Here is a 24,138-nt window from a genome sequence, read left to right on the forward strand (position 1 = left end):
ATCTGGAACAGATGACCCGAGAGAAGTTTGTCCTGAATCCCTTTTACAAAGAAGAACAAGATCCGGAATATTTCAGGTACATGTACCGCACCGGTGACCTGGTTCGTTCGCTTCCTAGCGGAACAATTGAATATCTGGGACGCATTGATTTTCAGGTTAAATTTCAGGGAGCGAGACTGGAGACGGGAGAAATTGAGAATGGCCTGACGTCCTATCCGGGGATCATTCAGAGTGTTGTGGTCATGAAATCGTTTGAGGGCAGACCCGACTTGTTATGTGCGTATTATCTGTCAGAGCAGGAACTGCCTGCATCCCAGTTGAGAGAGCATTTATCCCGGTCCCTGCCGGGGTATATGATTCCATCCGTTTTTGTACATAAATCTGAATTTTCGCTGAATAACAGCGGGAAGATTGACCGGAATGCGCTTATGGCGGATATGACACATACCCATGCTTCCAATACGATCTATACCGCTCCGGTCACTGAGCTTGAGAAGATTGTGGCTGCGGTATGGTCCCAGGTGCTGGGCGTTGAGAAAGTAGGCAGGGATGATCATTTCTTCGATTTGGGTGGCAATTCATTTTCCGTTATTCAGGCTCACAATATGCTCAAGCATAATACAGATGTGGACTTCCCCGTTCCCCGCTTTTTCGAATGTCCAACGCTGCGTCAATTTGCAGTACAGGAACAGACTGAGGAAGACTGCGCACTGCCGGCTGAACGGGAGAAGATGTTTCAACGCAGGGCAGGCATCCAGCGTGAAGACATTGCTATCGTAGGTATGGCCCTGAATGTACCGGGCGCGGAGGACATAAGGGAGTTCTGGAGCAATCTGGTTGAACGGCGTGAGAGTATTCACTTTTATAGTGATGAGGAACTGAGAGAGCTTGGCGTGGATGAAGCATTGCTTCGTTCTCCCCGATACGTCAAGGCCAAAGGCCGTGCGAATGGCATCGATGAGTTTGACGCCGATTTCTTTGATTACACGCCAGGTGAAGCCAAAATGATGTCTCCACAGTTCAGACTACTGTACCAGGGAATATGGGAAGCACTGGAGGATGCGGGCTGCAAACCGGATGAGGCAGGGAAAGTGGGCGTCTTCCTGGGCGGGTCCGATGATTTTGAATGGTATCGTCAGGTACTCTATAACGATGCAAACTATAGCAGCAAATATGAAGCCTTTACGCTGAGCACCAATCATTTTCTGGCGACCCGAATGGCGTACAAGCTTAATCTGAAAGGTCCGGCCTATACCGCACTGACAGGATGCTCCACTTCACTGGTCACCCCTCATCTGGCGTGCCAATCACTCATTGTTGGGGAATGCGATGTGGCTGTAGCTGGTGGAATCACGGTGGAGCTGCCGAATGACGGGGGCTACCTGTACGAGGATGGCATGATGTTCTCAGCCGATGGTCACTGTCGTCCATTCGATGCAGATGCCAGCGGAACGGTGTTCTCCAATGGCATGGGAATTGTGGTGCTGAAGCGGGTAAGCGATGCGATGCAGGACGGAGATCACATCTACGGTGTGATCAAAGGATCAGCCATTAACAATGACGGGCAGGAGAAGCTCAGTTTTCTTGCTCCAAGCGTGAGCGGCCAAACCGAAGTGATTCAGGATGCTTACAAGGTAGCCGGAGTGGACCCGGAAACGGTGAGTTATATCGAAGCTCACGGTACAGGAACGCTGCTAGGCGATCCAATCGAGGTGAACTCTTTAACTCGTGCGTTTGCTTCGGATCAGAAGGAATTCTGTTATCTTGGCTCGGTCAAGGGCAACGTTGGGCATATGGATACAGCGGCTGGAGTTGTAGGTTTAATTAAGGTCGCGCTTAGCTTGAGGCAAGGGTATATTCCGGGAACAGCCAATTACGAGAAGCCAAACCCCAAGATTGATTTTTCAAGTACACCATTCAAAATCAATGCGCATGGGGTGAATTGGAAACAGGCTCAGGACGGGCTTCTGCGGGCAGGAATCAATTCATTTGGTGTGGGGGGCACGAACGCTCACATGGTATTGGAGGAGGCACCCGAGATGGAGAAATGCAGTCCGGATGATGATGTTAATCTATTGCTTTTTTCCGCTAAAACAGAGCACTCGCTGAATCGCACGGCTGAACGGATTATGGAGCATTTAATGGAGCAGCCGGAACCATCGATTTCTAACGCAGCCTGGACTCTCCAGACAGGTCGATCTGTTTTTGCATACCGCAAGGCTTTGGTTGTGGACAAAACTTGGAGGGACCAGCCTGACAAGTTGATGCAGCAGCTTCAGAAAGCACGCGTGGTTCACCAATCGGCACCAGGCAGCCGTCCTGTATTCTTTATGTTCCCCGGGCAGGGCAGTCAGTATCAGGGCATGGGTGCAGAGTTGTACAAATCTGCGGAGAAGTCCGGCATAGCCCCGCTGTTCAGAAGTTATATTCAGGAAATTCTTGATCTGCTTCCTGCGGAGGAACGGGAAGATATGCTGTCCGTTGTGTACGGCGATCAGCAGCCTGAACGAATCAACCAGACGGAGTACAGTCAGTTTGCCTTGTTTATGACCAGTTATGCCATGGCCAAATCACTGCTGGATCTGGGTATCTGTCCGAATGGCATGATCGGGCACAGCATTGGAGAACTGGCTGCAGCAGCTGTAGCAGGTGTATTCGAGCTGCGGGATGCCGTCCGGATGGTACGTCTGCGCGGACGTTTGATGCAGCAGCAGCCGCCCGGTGTCATGCTCGCCCTTATGGCAGATGTGGAACAGGTGAAGTTACAACTGGAACCAAACGAAGATGTTTGGCTGGCCCTTGTTAATACCACAGGCTCCTGTGTGGTTGGCGGAACGGCAGCAGCTATTGCACGAATGGAAGCCATTGCGGAAAAACAGGGCTGGAAGAGCGTGCGTGTCAAAACTTCTCACGCATTTCATACCCCGATGATGGCTCAGGCAGCCAACGAATTTGGACGTTGTTTGGCGGAGCTCACACTTCATGAACCCAAAATCCCGTTGTTATCCAATACGAGTGGGACATGGGCTCGTTTCGATGAAATTACGAGTCCGGACTATTGGTCCCGGCACATATTGCAACCGGTATGGTTTGAAGCGAATCTGGCTGAGGTGTTGAAGGATGATTGCGCCGTTTTGATTGAGGTTGGAGCAGGGCGAACGCTGAGTTCCTTTGCCCGACAGCATACAAGGTCTCGTAATTCCCAGACCGTGCTGAACATGCTGCGTCACGTCAAGGAATCAGAGCAAGACCATGTTTATGTAAGCCGAAAACTTGCCGAATTATGGTGCGAAGGTATGGAGCTGAACTGGAAGGTACTCAGGGGCGAGACGATACGCCGAAAATGCTCTTTGCCGACATATGTATTCCACAAGCAATCCTATCCTGTGGGGGTTTCACTTTCGGAGACATCCATGGCTGATCGAACGGAAAACAATAATAAGCGGATGGTTTCGGACCGGAAACAGGCAGGGTATTCCGCATCACTGACAGGAGCAGGGGACATTTTCAATGGTGGGCCAGACCAGTTGAAGCAAGTTGTGCTTGAGGCCTATCGAACGATCTTTGGTATAGACGAGCTGGAAGAAGACGTTAATTTCTTCGCAGTCGGAGGCGATTCCCTCAAAGCTGTCAGCCTGTCGGCGTCCATTCGCTCCTATATAGGCATTCAACCCGAGGTTGCCGATGTATTCAACTATTCTACGCCTGTTCAGTTAGCAGAGCATCTCTATGATGTGGCAAAACCGGACTTGAATCAGCAAGGTCAGCAGATGATTTATCCTGCGCCTCCGATGGACGCTTACCCGATCTCTCCTGCACAGATGCGTATGTTTACTCAGGCTATGCTTGATCCAGGCAGTACAGCATACAATTTGCCATCTGCAACCATCATTGAAGGGGATTTGAATCCCATGAAGGTCGAAGCCGCTTTGGCGAAGCTGGTGCAGCACCATGAAGTTCTCAGAACATCGTTTGAGATCCAGGGGGATCAGGTCGTTCAATTAATCCATCCGTCTGCACGTTTGGAGATGGGCTATGCCCAAAAGGAATTGGTGAACGATCAGGAGGTAACATTGTTGATCGAGTCACTGATTCGTCCGTTTGATCTGAAGCAGACGCCACTTATGCGGGTGGAACTGATCCGAATTGGCGAGCGGAAGCATCTGCTGTTCTTTGATATCCACCATATTATCGCAGATGGTACATCTGTCGAGATCATCACCCGTGACTTCAATACGCTGTATTTCGGCGGAGAATGTGCTGCTCGTATGCAGTACAAGGATTACGCGGTATGGCAGCAGCAGCGTCTCGCTTCACAGGGCTATCAATCGCATCAGGCGTTCTGGCTGGAACATCTGGGCCCTTCGGTGCCTGTCCTTCAGCTTCCGCTAGATCATGCACGTCCTTCGCAGCGAACCATGCAAGGGGAACGTCTCCATTTCACCTTGAGTCCTTCGCTGACAGAGCGCCTGCACAAGCTGGCATCTTCTTCCGAATCTTCGATGTATATGGTGATGCTGAGTGTGTGGAATCTGCTGCTTGCACAGCACACGGGCAGGAGGATATTGTGGTAGGAACGCCTGTTGCGGGAAGGCTGCAAGAGGAGATTAGGGATACGGTAGGCATGTTCGTCAATATGCTTGCCATGCGAAACTTTCCAGCCCGTGGGCGTGTGTATGCTGATTTCCTGCGTGAACTCAAGCAGCACACTCTGGACGCTTTTGCATATCAGGAATACCCGTTTAATGAACTTGTGACGCAGTTGGGTGCCAAGCGGGAGTTGAATCGGAATTCGATATTTGATGTTTGTTTTGATTATCAGAACATGGAGCTGCATGGACTTGAGCTTGATGGTTTGTTCTTCAGCTCGTTTCCGTTTGAGACGGGGACGTCTACCTATGATCTGCTGCTGACCTGTCAGGAAAACAGGGAGAAGCAAGTGATGGAAGGATATCTGGAGTTTTCGCTGGATGTGTTCGAACGAACAACCATCGAAAAGTTTATGGAGGATTTCATCGGCTTGTGTGAGCAGGTTGTTCAGCAGCCGAATCTGTCTGTGGGCGAGTTGCTGGAGCGCAACGCCCTTGCTCGGATGTCCGCCGTACATAGGCTCAATGGTCCACATCTGGAGTATGATTTCTCGTTTGGTTTGCACGGGTTGTTTGAACAGCAGGCGAAGCTTGTGCCAGACAAAGTTGCACTGTTAACTGCCTCGGGAGCTGCTCTTACGTACAGGGAACTGAATGAGAAGGCGAACACGCTGGCATGGCAGCTGTTGGATCAGGGCATTCGCCGGGATGAACCTGTAGGCATATTGTCCAGACGAAATGAGGCGCTGATTATTATGCTGCTTGCCGTGCTGAAAGCAGGAGCAGCTTACGTACCTTTGGACCCGGCTTTCCCGGAACAGCGGATTGTGAACATGATCGAAGACAGCCGCATGAACCTGCTGTTATGCACTTCCGGGGAAGAGGATACCGGCACTTTTGGCGGTGTACGGATGATCTATGATCCAATGGTCGATGGCGTCCGTTCATCCATCAATCCGAACGTGGGTGTCGTGCCTTCCGACCTGTCCTGTGTCATCTTCACTTCAGGATCAACCGGCAGACCCAAAGGGGTCATGATTACGCATGAAGCGATGGTTAATTTTGTCGAGGATATCCGGAACAGAGGAATTTTTGAACAGGAGACAGACCGCGTAATCAGTGTAACGACCATCTCCTTCGACATCTTCGGATTTGAAGTGTGGACGCCTATATGTACAGGACACTCCCTTTATCTGACCGATGAGCAGGAGCAGCTTGATCCGGTCCTGGCTTCGCTCCGTATTCGTGAACATGGCGTTACACACATTCTCAGTACTGTGTCGCGAATCAAAGCATTTGTTGAGAATGCCGATTTCGCCAGGGGGCTGGGCAATCTGAAGTGTGTTCTCACCGGAGGTGAGCGAGTTCCCGCGGGACTGCTGTCTGATCTGAAGCGACTCAGTTCAGCAAGAGTCTTTAATATGTATGGCCCAACGGAAACAACAATCTGGTCAACAACAAAGGAATTGCATGACCCGGCTAGCATTACCATTGGCCATCCGATTGCTAATACAGAAATTTATATTTTGGATGAACAAGGTGCCATGCTGCCGCACGGGAGTTATGGTGAACTGTGCATCGCAGGCAAAGGGTTATCCCGAGGATATCTCAACAACCCGGACGAGACGGAAGCCCGATTCATTACGAATGGCAATGTGCTGGGTGGCCGTTTGTATCGTACAGGTGATCTTGCCCGCATTCGACCGGATGGTGAGATTGAGTTGTCGGGACGGCTGGATCAACAGGTGAAAATTCGAGGTTACCGCATTGAAATGAATGAAATTGAACAGGCAGCGATGGCCCATGAAATGATCAGGGAAGCTGTTGTCAAAACCGAAGGTAATGAGCCGTACCAGCTGCAACTCATTTTGTTTTACAGTCTGAAGCCTGAAGCTGCCCTGATGGGAAGTGAGGGGGATGCCATGCTTCGTTCATGGCTAAGAGAGCGGCTTCCGCAGTACATGATGCCTTCCCGCTTGATTCGTCTGGACAAGCTGCCGGTGCTGCCTAACGGCAAACTGAACCGCAACGCGCTTCAACCGGCTGATGACGAGGTGAAGCAGATGGCTGATCCGGCCCCGGCATACAGCGCATCCCTTTCGGGGGCGGAACAGGCCAAAGCAGCACTGGAGCAGATGCTTGTGGAGGCCTGGAAGGAAGTACTCAACGTCGATCACGTTGGTGTACATGATCACTTCTTTGACATCGGCGGCAACTCACTGGGACTGATTCTGATCAATAACCGATTGAATACGTATCTGGACAAAAGTGTTCCGCTTGTGCAGTTGTTCGAGCATTCCTCTATCGCATCACTGGTTGATCATCTGATGTCCGGGGAAGTGTCCTCACCCGTTTCGCCGCCGATACGGGTGGATTATGTCCGCGAGATTTCGACAGCACCTCAAGTAATGGGACTGAATCCGGCTAGAAGTTTTGCGCCTTACGAGTTGAACCAAGCAGCAGCGGAACAAGTGAGGCCGGAAATGCGTGAACAGGAAGCTTCCGAGCAGGAACGCCCGGTTCTTTCGAAGCAAGCCCCTGCCACAACGTCCGCTTCGTCCGATATAGCTGTCATCGGTATGGCAGGACACTTCCCCGGTTCGAGGAATATTGATGAATTCTGGGCGAATTTAATGGCTGGCAAGGATGGAATCACCCGTCTGACAGAGAAGGACCTAACGGATGCGGGCGTCCGGCCTGAGGATTTTGGACATCCGGATTATGTCAGAGCTAAGGGTATATTGCAAGATACCGGTTTCTTTGATTCCGAATTCTTTGATTATCCGCAGCAGGAATCCAATATGATGGATCCGCAAATTCGCTTGCTGCATCAGTGTTCCTGGGAGGCGCTTGAACATGCCGGATGCGATCCTTACAGCTATGAGGGCTCCATCGGTCTGTTTGCCGGCAGCGGGCTGAGTTTGCCGTGGATGGTACAGTTTCTCGGTCGCTCGGGCAATCTGCTGCAAGCTTTTGAAGCGATGACACTGAACGAGAAGGATTATATTACAACCCGGGTATCTCATAAATTAAATCTCAGAGGGCCTAGCATGGCTGTACAGACGGCATGCTCGACTTCTCTGGTGGCCATTCATCAGGCAGCAGAGTCACTAATCCGGGGAGAGTGCGATGTAGCCCTTGCCGGAGGGGTATCCATCTCCTATCCGCTTAGAGAAGGCTATCTCTGGCATGAAGGCATGATTTATTCCAAAGACGGCCATTGCAGACCGTTCGATGAGCAGGCCTCGGGTACCGTGTCAGGCAATGGATGTGGGATGGTTGTGCTTAAATCGCTCAGCCAAGCCCTCAAAGACGGAGATCATATCTATGGTGTGATTAAAGGCTCGGCCATTAACAATGACGGTCTGGACAAAATCGGATATACGGCACCAAGTGTTGCCGGACAGGTCAAAGTGATTGAGGCGGCTCTTCAACGTTCGGGCATTGCTCCGAGTGAGATTTCCTATCTCGAATCGCACGGAACAGGCACTAAACTGGGTGATCCGATTGAGATTGAAGCGCTCCGGCAGTCATGGGGAACGGCAAATCAAAATTATTGTGCTTTGGGTTCGGTCAAAGCCAATATCGGGCATCTGGATGCGGCAGCAGGTGTTGCCGGTTTTATCAAAACCGTGTTGACGCTGTACCACCGGGTCGTTCCGCCCCAAATTCACATGCAGCGGACCAATCCGATGCTGAACCTGGAGCGCAGTCCTTTCTATATCAATACGGAAGCGCAGCGTTTCAGCAATCCGGCGCAAGTTCTGCGTGCGGGAGTCAGTTCGTTTGGAATCGGCGGAACGAATGCTCATGTGATCCTGGAGCAGCCACCTGTTCAGGAAAGTCATGCCAAGTACCAGTCATTGCAGCTGCTGCCATTCTCGGCCAAGAGCGAAACGGCGCTGGAACGAACGTATGAATCGGTTTTGCAGGCCATCAATGCCATGCCGGAGCAGTTGTCCGATGCCGCCTGGACCCTGCAGAAAGGCCGAAGCAGATTCAATCACCGAAAGGTGATGGTTGCGGTAGATGGATATATCCCGCCAAAGGGACAGGCCAACGAATATGAGACTCGGGCTAATATGACGGAGGGAAGACCGAAAGTTATATTCGACCTCAGCGGAACTGCAAATTGGGAAGCACGCTACATTCGGGAGCTGTATGCTTCCGTTTATCGGAGTCAGATTTCAGAGATGTTCAAACTCCATTTTGAAGAGATACTGAACCTTTTTGAATCCAAGGAACAATATACGATTCGCCAAGGAATGGGACGACCGTTAACGGATTCCAGGCTGGAGCGTATGCAGTGCTTTGTTGTACAGTACGCACTGTTCAGGACGGTCATGCAGTTCGGTGTCCAACCGGACGTTGTATGCGGACAGGGGGTTGGCGAACTGGTTGGCCTGGTCATTAGCGGTGCGCTTGAGCCAGCTCATGCTGTTGCCCTTTTATATGGGAAGGAGGACTGGACCTGGCAGGAAGGCGCCTTGTCAGACGGGTTGACTGGAAGGGTGACAAATGAATATGCAGCAGCCCTTGCATCCAGGATTCGACCGCTTTGTTCAAGAGATGTGCTATTTCCTTTACAGAATCGAAGGTCTTCTTCGGAGAGTGCAGGGAGCAGGAGTGTGCTCTGGATCACGGCAAGTCCGCAGCAGGATAAGGAACAAAGCATTGAAACCGTGTTTTCGGAATCTTCCAATGTCATTTCTCTTCTGGAGAATCGCCAGGGTTCGCTTGAGGCGGATGTATATTTCCTGAAAATACTTGGCTTTTGCTGGTGCTCCGGTGTAGAGCTGGATTGGACACAGCTGTATGGAGCGGATCAAGGGCATATCATTTCCTTGCCGACGTATTCCTTTGATCCGATTCCTCATATTCATGATGTTCCCCTGTACCAGCTTACAGGGATGCCGCAGGCAGCAGTGAGTACAGGACAACGGGCAGAGTTGTTATTGTCTCAAAGTGCAAAGGTTCCCATGACAGGGAACGAGATACAGGCTGCTTTGCTGCAATTGTGGCAGGAACTGCTTGGTTGCGATTCAGTGGATCCCGAAGACGATTTTTTCCAGCTTGGCGGGCACTCACTGAAGGCGATATCCCTGGCGTCCAGATTAAAGGATGTCTTCGGACTGCATTCAGGATTGAACGATGTGTTTGAACATTCAGTTTTTGCACAGATGGTGCAATGGATTAGTGAACATCAATTTGATCATCAATCTGCGAACAACTACAGTTCAATGAAGAATTCCATTCCACCTGTGAAGCAGAAGAACAGGTACAAGACGACCTCTGCGCAACGAAGAATGTACGTGATGCATGAGTGGATGAACGGGGAGAGTACGGCGTATAATCTCGCCAGTTTCTACAGGATTAAAGGGGAGTTGGATATTGCTCAATTCCAGACAATTATGGATGCGCTGGTACAGCGGCATGAATCGTTCCGTACCCGGTTTGAAATGGTGGACGGTGAGCTTTTTCAGATCGTGGAGGATCAGGTTCCATCCGTTGTTGAAGTGCTGGAATCGGAGAGCATGCCGATAGAACATGTACAGAAGTGGATACAACCCTTTGATCTGACTCATGCGCCATTAATTCGTGTGAAACTCGGGCGCCTTTCAAGCAACGAGCACATCTTGTTTATCGACATGCATCACATCATTTCCGATCAGAGCTCCATTGCCATTCTGATGCAGGAATTTGCTCGCCTGTACCTGGGAGAGGTTTTGGAACCACTCGACATTCAATATAAGGATTATGCAGAATGGCTTCATGAGCGTACGCTGAACGGTACATCAGCTGAAGACGCGCAATTCTGGAAGCAGCAATTCACGGATATACCGACACCACTCGAATGGCTTACTGATTACCCCAGACATGAGGCTGCGTCTTACAAGGGAGACAGAGTATCGATAGTTCTGGATGAGTTGTTGAGTGGGCAGGTAGACGAATTCTGTACCCGACATGGCATTACACCATATATGCTGTTCATGGCAACGCTGAATGTGTTGATCTGGAAGTACACAACTCAGGATGATCTTGTAGTTGGTACGGCGGTGGCGGGACGTGAACAACCCGAACTGGACAGTGTTGTTGGAATGTTTGTCAACATGTTAGCTATTCGCACGAGAATGGACAGAGAACTGTCCATCGAGGATTACGTAAAAGGGATGCGTGATAAGCTGCTGTCCTGTTATGCACATCAACAATATCCGTACGAGGCGCTGGTAGAGCAGCTTGGTTTATTTGGTGACACCAGCCGTAATCCGCTATTTGATGTCGTGCTGAATTACATCAACATGGGGACGGCTGATCCTGAAGTGGGTGAATTGACGACCTTTGTACCATGGATCGAGGGCAGTGTGGAGGCCAAATTTGATCAGACCTGGACAGTGGCCGAACATGAGCAGTACTACACCGTGGAACTGGAATACCGTAAGGACCTGTTCAGAGCAGAGTCCATGCAGCAGATGCTGGACAAATTCCGGTATATTCTGTCCCAGATTGCCTCAGGTGAGGTGGAACAGATTCGTCAGATCAGCCTAACCACACCGCAGGAGGAAGAGTGGCTGCTGTACGGGGTGAATGACAATGCCGTTGAATATTCGCGGGATGCAACCATTTCTCAGTTGTTTGAAGAACAGGTTCGGTTACACGGACAACGGACATCTCTGGTCTGGGAAGGTTCCGAATGGAGCTATGCTGACCTGAATGACCGGGTGCAATGGCTGGCTTCCAGGTTGCTGAGTGAAGGTGTGAAATCAGGCTCCCGTATTGCCCTTATCCTGGACCGTGGACCGATCCAAATCGTCAGTATCCTTGCTACACTCAAGGCGGGCTGCAGTTATGTACCGATTGACCCTGCTTCACCATCAGCGAGAATCGAGTTTATTTTGCAGGATAGTGGTGCTTCGGTCCTGTTAACGGAGATGGAGTATGCCTTCACCTGGCAATCGGTGGTACCTTGTATCGTGCCTGCCGATGAACTGAAAGGGTTCATTTCGCCTTTGATGACGGAACTTGAGAACGATATGGAAGGTAACGATACAGGTGATATGGGGACCACTGCTCTCGATCCGGCTTATATCATTTATACATCAGGATCAACCGGAACCCCAAAAGGCACGGTGATGAGTCATCGTAATGTAATCAAAGTGATGAAGACCAGCAACTTTGTGACCGTGGTGCCTGAAGATCGCGTCCTGCAGATTTCCAATTATGCATTTGACGGCTCCATCTTCGATATTTTTGCTTCATTAATAAATGGGGCAACCCTTGTATTAATCTCTAAAGAAATCATTCTGGACATGGCCAGCTTGGCTGACGTCATTCGTCAACAACGAATAACCGTATTCTTCATCACAACCTCGTTGTTCAATCTGTTGGTGGATTGGGATGCCGAATGTTTGAAAAATGTGCGCAGAGTTATGTTTGGCGGTGAGGCCGCATCGGTGAGTCATGCCAACAAAGCTCTCGCAGTAGTGGGGCCAGGCATATTGTTGAATGGATATGGGCCAACGGAAGCGACCTTTTTTGCCTCCTACCATTTACTTGAACAAACGGAGCCTTACACAGGTTCGTTGCCTATAGGATATCCATTATCGAATACCGCTTTATATGTTCTGGATGATGATCTAAAACCTGTTCCACCCAATGTTCCTGGTGAACTGTATATCAGCGGAGATGCCGTTGGGATCGGCTACCTTAATCGTGAGGACCTTACAAACAAACACTTTCTGGACGATCCTTTCCGCAAGGGAGAGCGGATGTACCGGACAGGGGATATTGTCAAACGTTTGGTGGACGGCAGTTTGATATTCATTGAACGCGCTGATTTTCAAGTCAAGATTAGAGGGTTTCGGATTGAGTTGTCGGAGATTTCCAACTGCATGGAACGCGTTGCGGGGGTTCGGGATGCATTTGTCATGACAGCTGCCGATGCGTCAGGCAGTCTCTATGTCACCGCCTATTACACCTGTGAATCCCAAACTGTAATTCATGTGGAAGAGCTTCGAAGAGAGCTGCAACAGCGGCTGCCTGAATATATGGTCCCGGCACAGATTCGACGTTTGGATTATCTGCCGATTAATGCGAATGGCAAAGTGGACCGAAAAGCCTTATCGGAGATGCCTGAAGTCCAACCGGTGTCTCTGCATGAGGAATCACCTCGGACAAGGGTGGAACGGATTATTCTTGACGCCATGCGTCAGGTGTTGGGGAATCCGTCGATCGGCATGGAGGATCATTTCTTTCAGAACGGTGGCCATTCGCTGAAGGCGATTGCTTTAACTCAAATTTTGTCAAAAGAAGGAATTGCCATCAAGGTAAACGAATTATTCCAATATCCGACAGTTCGAGGGCTAGTCAATCTGGTACAGATCCGTCCTCAGACGTCCGTTTTGTACGAAGAAAGCCTGCAAATTCAGTCCCCCATTTCCATTCCACAGGACATCACACTACATGAGAATCAACTGGACAGTCTGGTCCTGCATGTGTTGAACAGCTGTAATCAGGTTTCATCCTTCATGGCGGGCACGACCACCGTTGGTCGCTTCCCACTTTCTCCAATCCAACAGGCACATGTTACTGCAACTTCACGAGCAAGCGGATTTATAACAACACTTGAAGGCGATTTGAATGAACAGGCTGTAAAAGCATTGATCCTTAGGGTTGTAGCCCGGCATCAACTGCTGCACAGCATCCTACATGAGGAAGGTACCTTGAAGTGGCATCAGTGTGATCTGCCGTTAGCCGCAGATATGCTGCAACAATTGATACCGTATCTGGATACGCGTCATTACGCTCAGGCTACCCTGGTGCGATTGGAGCATAAGCTGGCACAGACCCTGCTGCATCAGACATACGATCTGAACGAATTGCCTTGGCGACTGTGCATATTGCGTACAGGAATCAGGGAGCACAAGCTCTTTTGGAGTTTTGATCATCTGGCGTTTGATGGCATGAGTGCAGAGATTATCAAACAACAGCTGGAGATGGAGGCATATGATAGCGAGCAAGAATTCGAAACCGTTCATCCATACAATGTACTGAAGTATGAGGACTACGTGCGGTTGGTATCTCAAGGGCCGGTAGGTGTGGACGAGAATGAACTGGAACAACAATTCTCACTCCAATCGTGGGAAACGTGCAACAACATTGTCATCGACAAGTTCCAGGAAACAGAACGTCTGCAGCCTTCATCAATTACGGTTGAATTACCTCGTGTCGGGAAAGAGGATACGGATGACTGGTGGGTATGTTTCCAATCCTTTGCCAACATTATCGCAACCTATCTGGATGTAAACCGGTTGCCTGTTGCTCTGGTGCACTACGGCAGGGAATACGGCGAGCAGTCCTTTTACGACCATGTGGGTGAATTCCTCGATCTGATCCCGGTGCTTTTGGACCGTGAATTTACTCAGGATGACCTGATGAAACAGCTCGAACGGGTGAAACGACATCATATTAATTTTATGGCACTGACACAGGAAGTTCCTGTTTCAGCAAACTATGCTGTCATTCAGAAACACTTGGGAGCAGCTTATCGGCAAACGCTAAGCCAGAAACGGCGAAATTTGATTCTGTTCAATTATCAGGGCTTTATCTCCAGCCGAGAGGCGGTTCCGATGTTTGAAGCATCGGATGAGCACGACATGTCGTCAGCTCTAGCTCAATTGGAATGGGTCATTCATTACGACGAAGAGTGTCTGTATGTTCACCTGACATGTCAAGCCGGGCTGGATACCAAGCGGTTACAACAGCTTGTTCACCAGCAGATGGGCAGCGATGTGAAAGTGAAAGTTCATAATGAGCCAGTGGAGGTGCAGCATGTCCAGTAAATCCATACAACGAGGGCCCGAACTGATTATGCCGGAGCATTATTCGACTGTGGCTGAGCTTCTAATATATATTTCAGCGGTTCATTCCGAAAAGGGAATCACGTATATCAGTTCTTCAGGTGACGAACAGTTTGAATCGTATCCGGAATTGCTGAATCAGGCTCGTATGTACCTGCAGGGTTTACGTGATCAGGGTATCAGGCAAGGACAGGTTGTTATTTTGGAAATAGATCATTCCCAGGAATTTTACCGTACATTTTGGGCTTGTATGCTGGGCGGCATTGTTGTCGCCCCCGTCAGCCCTCCGTCAGCCTGGGAACCTGGCTCAGCTGGGTTGGAGAAATTTACGAAAGTCTGGGAGGTGCTGGAGCGTCCGGTTGTGGTCGCTGAGGAAGCCTACATGCCGAAATATCAGCAACTTGCGGACAGCGCGGTATTCGAAGGCCTTTCGTTAATCAGTGTGAACAAGCTCAAGGCCTCCCGAAATCCGGCGGAGGCGTGCACAACAGCACCCGATGATATTGTATTTCTGCAATTCTCATCAGGCAGTACAGGCATTCCCAAAGGGGTTCAGTTGACGAACCACAATATTATTGCGAACAGCATTGCTTGCAAGACATTCCTTGGGTCGGAAGAAGGAGACAACGTGTTTACCTGGTTGCCTCATACACATGACATGGGGATGTTTGGACAGCACCTTACCCCTATTTTGAGCGGAGCCAATATCATGGTGATGTCCCCTTATACTTTCGTACGGTCGCCTTATCTGTTCTTGCGGAAAATTACGGAGCACCAAGGGAAATGGTTCTGCTGCACCAACTTCGGTTTTGAATGGATGGTTCAGAAGATTCCGGATTCGAAGCTCGCAACACTTGATCTGTCTTCACTTCGTATGACACTGAATGGTGCAGAGCCTATATCTACAGCAGTAATTGAGCGCTTTGTTCAGAAATTCGGAGCTTGCGGTTATCGACGGGACATGATGTTTCCTGCGTACGGCATGGCCGAAGCGACTGTAGGTGTATGTACTTCCTATCTGGGGAAGAGCCGCGCATAGAACGAATTTCCCGAACCAAACTTGTGCAGGAAGGACTTGCTGTTCCGGTCGATTTCACGGAAAGTGAACCAACGGATGTGATTGAATTTGTTCATGAAGGGTATCCCATGACCGGCATTCAGATTCGGATTGCAAATGAGCAGGGGGAAGTGCTGGATGAGCGTGTCGTCGGCGAAATCCAGATTCGCGGTGAATCGGTAACGTCCGGATATTACCACCTTCCCGACCTGAATCGCGAAATATTTGTGGATGGGTGGCTGCGGACAGGCGACCTGGGTTTCATGGCCGGCGGCTCGCTCGTTGTCAGCGGACGAATTAAGGATATCGTGTTTATTCGGGGACAGAATTATTACGCGCACGATCTGGAAGAGATCCTGTACCAGAATCGAAGCATTCCGAGAGGCAACCTGACAGTAGTAGGCCATTTTAACAGCGCCAAACAAGTGGAGGAGATGCTTGTATTTGTGAAATACAAATCGGTTGCTCCACAGTTTCTGGAGGTGCGTCAGGATTTGATTCACCGGATGAGAGCCGAATTGGGCATTGAGATCACTCATGTGCTCCCGATCAAGGTGATACCGAAGACGACCAGCGGAAAGGTCCAGCGTTTCATGCTCAGAAATGAATACGAGTGCGGAGCATTTGATGCGGATATTGAGGTTATTGAAAAACTGATTTCCCAAAACAGACAACAGCAGCAGTCCGAGGGGATTGAACCGGCGTCATTGGAACAAACGGTACGTGAAGCTTGGGCCGAAACGCTCCAGCTTCCCCTAGGTCAGATTACGACGGATGCTTCTTTTCTCGCATTAGGAGGCAACTCCATTCTGTCATACCAGCTGCTTGACAGGCTGTCTGCACTTATAGGGCGTGAACTGGGTCAGGAACTGCTTGTTTTTTGCAGGACTGTACGAGAAATGGTGGAGTATCTGCAGGAACTTCCGGCGGAAACAGAGCCAAGTGAACAGGCTGTGCGAGCGGATAATCATCTGAACGTACATCGTGCCATTGCCATTACCGGACTAGCCTTGCGTTTGCCTGATGCGGATACTCAGGAGCAATTCTGGAACAACCTGGTTCAGGGTCTTGACAGTGTTGAGCGGATTAGCGCCGATCGTGCAATGCGTTCGAAGCGTCCGGACTGGGATGACTGGATTGGGGAACTCAAACATCCGGACACCTTTGACCACGAGTTCTTTGATATTCCATCGGAACAGGCTGCATTTATGGACCCGCAGCATCGCAAACTGCTGGAAGTTTCTTATGAAGCTCTTGAAGATGCAGGTATGCTTGTGGATCAGGAGGATAAGCGCAATGTGGGTGTGTACGTGGGCATTAACCCAAGCACCTATTTCGATCTGGTCGTTGACTATATGAATCAACGTGATGGAAAGGATGTTCATTCCCATGCAATGGTAGGCAATATGTCCAATATTGCGGCGGCTTCCATCTCTCATCTGTATAACTTTACGGGTCCAGCCCTTGCGATAGATACAGCTTGCTCGTCCTTTCTTGTAGCACTGACGCAAGCTGCTGCAGCCATTCAGGAAAAGCGAATATCCGGTGCAGTTGTAGGGGAGCAACCATTCTGGCTTCACCGCATGTACATCAGTTATCCCGCCATGCGGGAATCTGCTCATCCACGAAACACACCAAGGTCTTTGACCGGGAGGCCGATGGTTCAGTGATCGGGGAGGGTGCAGTGGTTGTATATCTGGAGCCGCTAACAGAGGCAGTTCGTGCCAATAAACATATTTATGGACTGATTCGCGGGACAGCGGTTAACAACGATGGCTATTCTCTGGGCATCATGGCACCGAATCCTCAAGGACAATACGAGGTGCTTCGCTCCGCTTACCAAGATGCCAATCTGAATCCGAGCGAGATATCTTATATTGAAGCACACGGGTCGGGTACGAGGATCGGAGATCCGATAGAGGTGAACGCCTTGCTCCGGTTATTTCAGGAAAAAGGGTACGACAATACCACTTCCATTGGCTTGGGTTCCGTCAAAACCAATATAGGGCATCTATTCGCAGCTTCAAGCGGTGCCAGTCTGGCCAAGGTTCTGCTCAGTATGCAGCATGCCGAATTGGCACCAAGTCTGCATATGGACAAGCCCAATCCGGCCCTCAGGCTGGAACAATCGCCTTTTCACATCGTCAGTGAGCATCGGTCATGGGATGTTCCGGTAGGGAAGACACGCAAAGCGGGCATTAGTTCGTTTGGGCTTGGAGGAACCAACGCTCACATTGTTCTGGAAGAGTGGAAAGCGACTGTTCGGGCAGAGGGCTCGGGGCTCGTGCAATTATTAACGTTCTCTGCCAAGACAGAGCAGGCTCTGCAGAAGCTGATTCATAACACCAAGCGATTTGTGTCGGAACATGAGGACCTGCATGCGGCGGATCTGTGTTTTACACGGAACAGGTACAGAAAGCATTATCGGTATCGTGCAGCGGTCACGGTGAATTCAAGCGAGGAGTGGGATTTGGAAGGTATGCAATTCGGTTTCAAGCCAAGGAATCGTGCTGCTCGTGTAACGATTGTTATAGACGGTCATGCTGCACTTGAGGCGACTTATTGGACAAGCGTCATTGAAACACTCACTCGCCTTGTACCTTCTATTCAAGAGGTAAGAGGAATCAATGCCGGAGAAGAGCTGGTTGCCAGGTTGGACCATCCTCAAGATCCGTCCAGCAAGCTAGCAAAGGCAGACATCGTCATTGCGATTGCTGCCGATCCTTCGGATCAGACTGCGGGGCTTGCGGATTGCACTGGCAAGGAGCAATGGATTCATTTATCCGGCATGCCTTCACTGGGTGTGGAGGAACAGCTTGCATCCTTGCTGAGACAGTTATATGTGCTTGGTGCTGCTTTGGATTGGGAACAGTTACACCCGGATGGTTCGGGCCAGATTGTACATCTGCCATCACATCCATTCGAGCCGCATGTCCATTGGGTCGATGTGAATCAGGGAACGGAGGTCATGATATGACAAAAGAGGAAATCGTACTGTTTATGAAAAGCGAAATTGCTGCCGCACTGAATGAGGAGCCGGAGGACATTGATGAAGAGATGAACTTTTTGAAAATTGGCGTCTCTTCTGTACAGGCTCTCAAAATAATTAATCGTACGCGCAAGCACCTGCAGGTGGATATCAGTCCGGTAGCTTTGTTTGAATACAAAACTATTGCTGAATTTGCCTCATATCTCCATGAATCCCTTCTTCAAGAGGGGGTAGTTGAATGATTGAACTGGATCTGCAACAAGAGATTATTCATGAGGCTGAGCAGTTTGCTGCCAGCGAGATACGTCCCTATGCTCAGCAGATTCAGGCACAGCAAGCCATCCCCGGATCACTGATCCGGGCCATGGCCGAAAAAGGCTACCTGGCGGCTTCCGTACCGGCTGAATACGGCGGTCTGGGCCTTGGACCCAAGTCTTATGGACAGTTGACGGAAGTGTTTGGCAAGGCCCTTCCGGCGGTGCGCAGTTTATTGACGGTACATACGTCCCTTGTAAGTGAAACTCTGGTGCGTTTTGGAACGGAAGAACAAAAGTCTTCCTGGCTGCCCAAGCTGGTACGTGGGGAATGGATTGGAGCCTTTGGCCTCACTGAACCGGAAGTGGGCTCGGACGCCAAAAATGTGAAGACAGCGTGGCGCGAAGAAGACGATGCTTATGTGCTGAACGGGACAAAAAAATGGATCACCTTCGGGCATTTGGCAGATGTGTTTATCATCATTGCATCAAAGGACGGAAGAAGCACGGCTTTTTGGGTGGAACGAAAATTCGATGGTGTACAGACCAAACCCATTGAAGGCGTTATGGTGGGCGGGGAAACCGGACTGGCTGTGATTGAGCTCCATGAGGTGCGTGTACCCAAAAGCCATATCATTGGACGGCTGAATGAAGGCTTCGAATATATTGTTACCGGTGCGCTTGACCAGGGCAGATACAGCATCGCTTGGGCCGGATTGGCGATTGCGCAGGAAGCACTCGATTCCATGGTAACCTATTCGCGGAAGCGAAAGCAGTTTGACCAGAAACTCCATCACTTTCAACTAATCCGCGGCATGATTGGAGATGCAGTAACGAAAGTCCATGCAGCAAGGGCATTATGTTTGCGGGCAGCCGAGCTAAGAGAAGCCAGGGACCCGCAGGCTGTCATGGAAACAACCATTGCCAAATATTTCACGTCCAAAGTTGCTGTAGAAGTTGCAAATGATGCGCTCCAGGTTCATGGGGCAAACGGCATTAGCAATGACTATCCCGTATCTAGGCTGTATAAGGAAGCTAAGGTTCTGGAAATTATCGAAGGATCTTCCCAGATGCAGCAGGAGATGATCTCGCATTACGGACTAAAAGCGTATTACAAGCGCGGCGGCGTATGACGATCTGTGCCTTATTTCCCGGACAGGGGAGCCAGTATATCGGAATGTGCTGTGATGTGCTGAACAAAGAGCCGGAGGCAAACCACATTTTTGCCGAGGCGAGTGAAGCTCTTGGTTATGATCTGAGAGCGCTGATTATGGAAGGAACGCTGGAGCAGCTTACAGCCTCTGTGCATGCCCAGCCCGCCGTCGTGACAGCAAGCTACGTGCTCTTCGACTCATTTGTTCGCCGGACAGGGCTCATTCCCGAGTATGCGATCGGTCACAGCCTGGGAGAAATTTCGGCTCTCGCAGCCGCGGGAGCGATGCGCTTTGCCGATGCGGTTCGATTTACGGCAAGAAGAGGCGAATTAATGCACCGTGCGATCCAGGAACAAAAAGGCAGAGCCGGACTTGTGGTGGATATCACCCAGGCAGAGCTTGAGGAAATGGTCAAGACTATACGCCAAACGGAATATGTGACCATCTCCGGCTACAATTCACCGAGACAATTCGTCGTTGCTGGTACGGCGAACGGGCTGCGGTTGCTGGACGACAACATGGATCACACTGGCGGGGAGTTCATTCCTTTCCGCATGATGCCCATGAAAGCAGACGCACCTTATCACTGCGAGCTGATGCAGTTTATTCAACCGGAGCTTGAAGAGATGCTTGCCGGAATAACGTTTGCCGCGCCCCGATTCTCCATCTGCTCCACGGTTCAGGGAGAACTGATTCAGGGGCCTGAAGACATCGCCAAGCTGCTCAGTCATCAATTGCTGCAGCCGATTCGCTGGAATCAGGCATTGGCACATGTACATCAATTGGGAGCAACGGTATGGGTTGATGTTGGTCCAGGGGAAAGTGTCAGAAACATGGTGGCCGAGAATACAGCACTGCCTGCTGCTTATTCCCTGGATAAACCGCAAGATCGTTCCACGTTGGTTCAGTTATATGAAACCCTCACTCAGAGCAATACATAAAGGAGGCACAGTGGGATGATTACAGACATGTCGGATTATAACCAGCGGGTGAAGCAACGACTGCCCGGAGGCGTGCATTATAATTTTCATCTTCCTTGGGAAGAAACGCCGCTCCATTTCACGCATGCTTCCCGAAGCAGAGTGACGGACATGAATGGTAACGAGTATCTGGACCTGTATGCCCGGTTTGGTGCCCTGATCGTAGGTCATGGGAATGAGGAGTATAACGAGTGTCTAAAAGAAACCATTGATCGTGTTCTGTCCGTGAGTCATTGTGATCTGGATGCAGAGGCTCTGGAATTAATCCATCAATATGTACCTTCGGCAGAGATGATTCGTTTCGGGTTATCCGGTACGGAGATTGTTCAGAATGCACTTCGACTTGCGCGAGCATGGACAGGGAAAAACCGCTTTGTCCGCTTCGAAGGCCACTATCATGGCAATGCGGATAATATTATGGGCGGCAAGACCGCACGTACAGGTCTGCCGGTTCCTTCCGACTATCCTGGCGACATGAAAGGAACGAAAGGAAGGGCAAGGGATGTCATGGAGTCCCAGTCCTATCTGCTGCCATGGAATGACACCGAACGTTTGGAGGAACTGTTCCGGCAGCAAGGTGATGACATCGCAGCCGTCATCATGGAGCCCGTATGTGTCAATGGAGGTGGAGTGATGCCTGCTCCAGGTTATCTGCACAAAGTGAGACAGCTATGTGACGATCATCAGGTCGTTCTCATTTTCGATGAAATTATTACCGGATTCCGCATGGGACTGGGCGGGGCTCAACAGATGTTCGGTGTGACGCCGGACCTGACGACACTTGGAAAGGCGATCGCTGGCGGCGGGGTGCCAGTATCCGCACTGGTTGGAAAGTCGGAGATCATGAAGCTGCTTGTGGACAAAAAAGTGATTCATGCGGGAACGTTCAATGGGTATCCGCTGGGCACGGCTGCAGTAAAGGCAACGTTGGAGATGCTTGGCCGCAACGGGGACAGGCTATGGACACCATGAACCGTCATGCCGAGATGATTCATGATGTGCTCCTCCGGGAAGCAGGAAAGGTTGGACTCCCGCTGATTGTTCAGGGGCCTCCGGGCTGTGCCTCTTATCACTGCTGTACAGAACCGCTTCAGGATACGGCTGAGTATACGTTTGAATTAATGTCTTTTGATATTTTGTTGAACGGCAAGCTTGCCGAGCATGGCATTCTAGTGTCAACACTCTCGCGGATGTACCCAAATATCATGCTGGACATGAAGGATGTTGCCTGGTTCAGCGAGCGTGTTCCTGCCGCACTGGCGGAGATGAAAGAGCTTTATGACGAACTGATCTGACGATAGCTCAACAAGGAGAGTGGTTAGGTTTGCATAATCAACTCATTGCAATTATCGGCGCAGGGGTGATGGGCTGTGCTACAGCACTGGATGTTGCGAGGGCTGGATACCGGGTGATTCTGCAGGATATTTCCGAAACAGCTGTCGCCCAGGCACCTGAAACCATCCGTCGTGAATACCGTTCAGCTTGCTTTTTGAAGCGGGGATACGGAGATGTTCCACTGAGCCAGATTATGGAGCGAGTCTCGTTCCAGACACAGGATGCGGGGATTGAAGAAGCTCATATCATTATTGAAAATGTAACCGAGAATCTGGAATTGAAAAAGGAAGTCTATGAACGTCTGGGCACCAGGGCGCGTTCGGATGTGATATTTGCCTTGAACACGAGCTGTATTTCCGTCACGAAGCTGGCCTCCTTTCTGCCTGATCCCGGCAGGGCCATCGGGGTGCATCTAATGAATCCGGTTCCCGTCAAATCGATGGTTGAGGTGATTAAAGGCCACCATACCACACCGGATACCGAACGAGAAATGGTGGCGTTTCTGGAGAGTATCGGGAAGAGTCCGGTTGTGATCGAGGATTTGCCCGGATTTGTCTCCAATCGTCTGTCCCATCTGCTGATGAATGAAGCGGCGTTCATTGTACAGGATGGCATTGCAACGCCTGAGCAGGTAGATGCCATTATGAAAAAGGGTTTTAACTATCAGATGGGCCCTCTGGAGACCGCCGATCTAATTGGTCTGGATACGGTCGTGCACTCACTCCAAGTATTGTACGACAGTTATCAGGACCCAAAATTCCGATGCTGTCCGATGCTGCAAAAAATGGTTGATGCCGGACAATGGGGACGCAAGACAGGTCAGGGATTCTATGCCTATTAAAATGAAGGAGGGCATGTCCATGGAACGGAGCAAGGATATCAAATGTATCGTTTGGGATCTGGATCATACGATTTGGGATGGTGTTTTGCTTGAGACGGGGGATGTACAACTGAAGGCGGGCATTAAGGAGGTGATCGAAAAACTCGACCAACGAGGTATTTTGCACTCTATTGCCAGTAAAAATGATGCAGAGATGGCTTGGACAAAACTTGTTGAACTGGGCATTGCCGAATATTTTCTGTATCCCGAAATCCATTGGCATGCAAAGTCTGTCTCTGTTCAGCGTATTCAGCAGAACATTAATATCGGCATGGATGCGCTTATGTTTGTGGATGATCAGCCCTTTGAACTGGAGGAAGTGCAAAGTGTCCATGCAGACATCCATGTTCTTCAGGCGGATCAATACGAGACCTTGCTTGATGATCCGAGGCTTATGCCCCGGTTCATTACAGCAGACTCCGCGCGCAGAAGGCATATGTACCAAGCTGATTCAATCCGCAAGCAGGCGGAGGATCAGTATGAAGGGCCATCTGAACAATTTCTGGCCAGCCTTGGCATGAAGTTTGTCATCTACGAAGCCGCCGAAGAAGACCTGCAGCGTGCGGAGGAACTTACGGTTCGCACCAATCAGCTTAATGCCACAGGCATTACTTACAGTTATGAGGAACTGCATCAATTGATGACCTCGCAGGATCACCTGTTACTGGTGTGTGAACTGGAGGACAAATACGGGACGTATGGAAAGATTGGACTTGCGCTGATTCATATGCAACCAGATGTATGGAGACTGAACATGCTGCTAATGTCTTGCCGAGTCATGTCCAGAGGGGCGGGCAGTGTGCTGCTTACTCACATTATGCGTGAAGCCAGGAAGCAGGAGAAACAGATGCTGGCTGACTTCAAAGATACGGGAAAAAACCGGATGATGAACATCAGCTACCGTTTTGCTGGATTTCAGCAGAGATCCGCAGATGAGGACGGAAACGTATTGTTTTATCATAACTTGCAGCAAGCTGTGGAGTTTCCAGATTACATTGAAGTTTGTGTGCCTGAGGGGCAACATCAATAACAAGGGGAAGGGC

The 24,138-nt window shown here is 50.2% G+C and carries 9 protein-coding genes and 2 pseudogenes; all 11 read left to right on the forward strand.

Features of this window, described 5'->3' with window-relative positions:
• Positions 1–511: 511 nt before the first annotated feature.
• Positions 512–14,425: pseudogene (locus tag ACTWJ7_RS10905) on the forward strand (condensation domain-containing protein); the annotation flags it as partial.
• A complete protein-coding gene (locus ACTWJ7_RS10910) occupies positions 14,418–15,485 on the forward strand; it encodes an AMP-binding protein (protein ID WP_443146363.1) in 1,068 nt (355 codons plus the stop codon). The pseudogene ACTWJ7_RS10905 and the gene ACTWJ7_RS10910, both read left to right, overlap by 8 nt.
• Positions 15,486–16,096: 611 nt before the next feature.
• Positions 16,097–17,160, forward strand: a pseudogene (locus ACTWJ7_RS10915) (beta-ketoacyl synthase N-terminal-like domain-containing protein); the annotation flags it as partial.
• A 9-nt stretch (positions 17,161–17,169) separates the two neighbouring features.
• On the forward strand, positions 17,170–18,480 hold the full coding sequence (locus ACTWJ7_RS10920) for a ketoacyl-synthetase C-terminal extension domain-containing protein (protein ID WP_443146364.1): 1,311 nt from the start codon (positions 17,170–17,172) through the stop codon (positions 18,478–18,480).
• Complete coding sequence (locus ACTWJ7_RS10925) at positions 18,477–18,734, forward strand: acyl carrier protein (protein WP_079350544.1); 258 nt, start codon at positions 18,477–18,479, stop codon at positions 18,732–18,734. The genes ACTWJ7_RS10920 and ACTWJ7_RS10925 overlap by 4 nt, the downstream gene beginning before the upstream one ends.
• A complete protein-coding gene (locus tag ACTWJ7_RS10930) occupies positions 18,731–19,879 on the forward strand; it encodes an acyl-CoA dehydrogenase family protein (protein ID WP_301878181.1) in 1,149 nt (382 codons plus the stop codon). The genes ACTWJ7_RS10925 and ACTWJ7_RS10930 overlap by 4 nt, the downstream gene beginning before the upstream one ends.
• Complete coding sequence (locus ACTWJ7_RS10935; protein ID WP_301878180.1) at positions 19,876–20,841, forward strand: ACP S-malonyltransferase; 966 nt, start codon at positions 19,876–19,878, stop codon at positions 20,839–20,841. The genes ACTWJ7_RS10930 and ACTWJ7_RS10935 overlap by 4 nt, the downstream gene beginning before the upstream one ends.
• 15 nt (positions 20,842–20,856) lie before the next feature.
• A complete protein-coding gene (locus tag ACTWJ7_RS10940; protein ID WP_443145420.1) occupies positions 20,857–21,852 on the forward strand; it encodes an aspartate aminotransferase family protein in 996 nt (331 codons plus the stop codon).
• Complete coding sequence (locus ACTWJ7_RS10945; RefSeq protein ID WP_443145421.1) at positions 21,840–22,175, forward strand: hypothetical protein; 336 nt, start codon at positions 21,840–21,842, stop codon at positions 22,173–22,175. The genes ACTWJ7_RS10940 and ACTWJ7_RS10945 overlap by 13 nt, the downstream gene beginning before the upstream one ends.
• A 29-nt stretch (positions 22,176–22,204) precedes the next feature.
• Positions 22,205–23,056 carry a 3-hydroxyacyl-CoA dehydrogenase family protein gene (locus ACTWJ7_RS10950; protein ID WP_079350540.1) on the forward strand — a complete coding sequence of 284 codons (852 nt, stop codon included), beginning with the start codon at positions 22,205–22,207 and terminating at the stop codon, positions 23,054–23,056.
• A 19-nt stretch (positions 23,057–23,075) separates the two neighbouring features.
• Positions 23,076–24,125 carry an HAD-IIIC family phosphatase gene (locus tag ACTWJ7_RS10955; protein ID WP_079350539.1) on the forward strand — a complete coding sequence of 350 codons (1,050 nt, stop codon included), beginning with the start codon at positions 23,076–23,078 and terminating at the stop codon, positions 24,123–24,125.
• Positions 24,126–24,138 lie beyond the last annotated feature (13 nt).

This window comes from Paenibacillus sp. 1A_MP2, assembly GCF_052244825.1.
Lineage (GTDB): Bacteria > Bacillota > Bacilli > Paenibacillales > Paenibacillaceae > Paenibacillus > Paenibacillus vandeheii.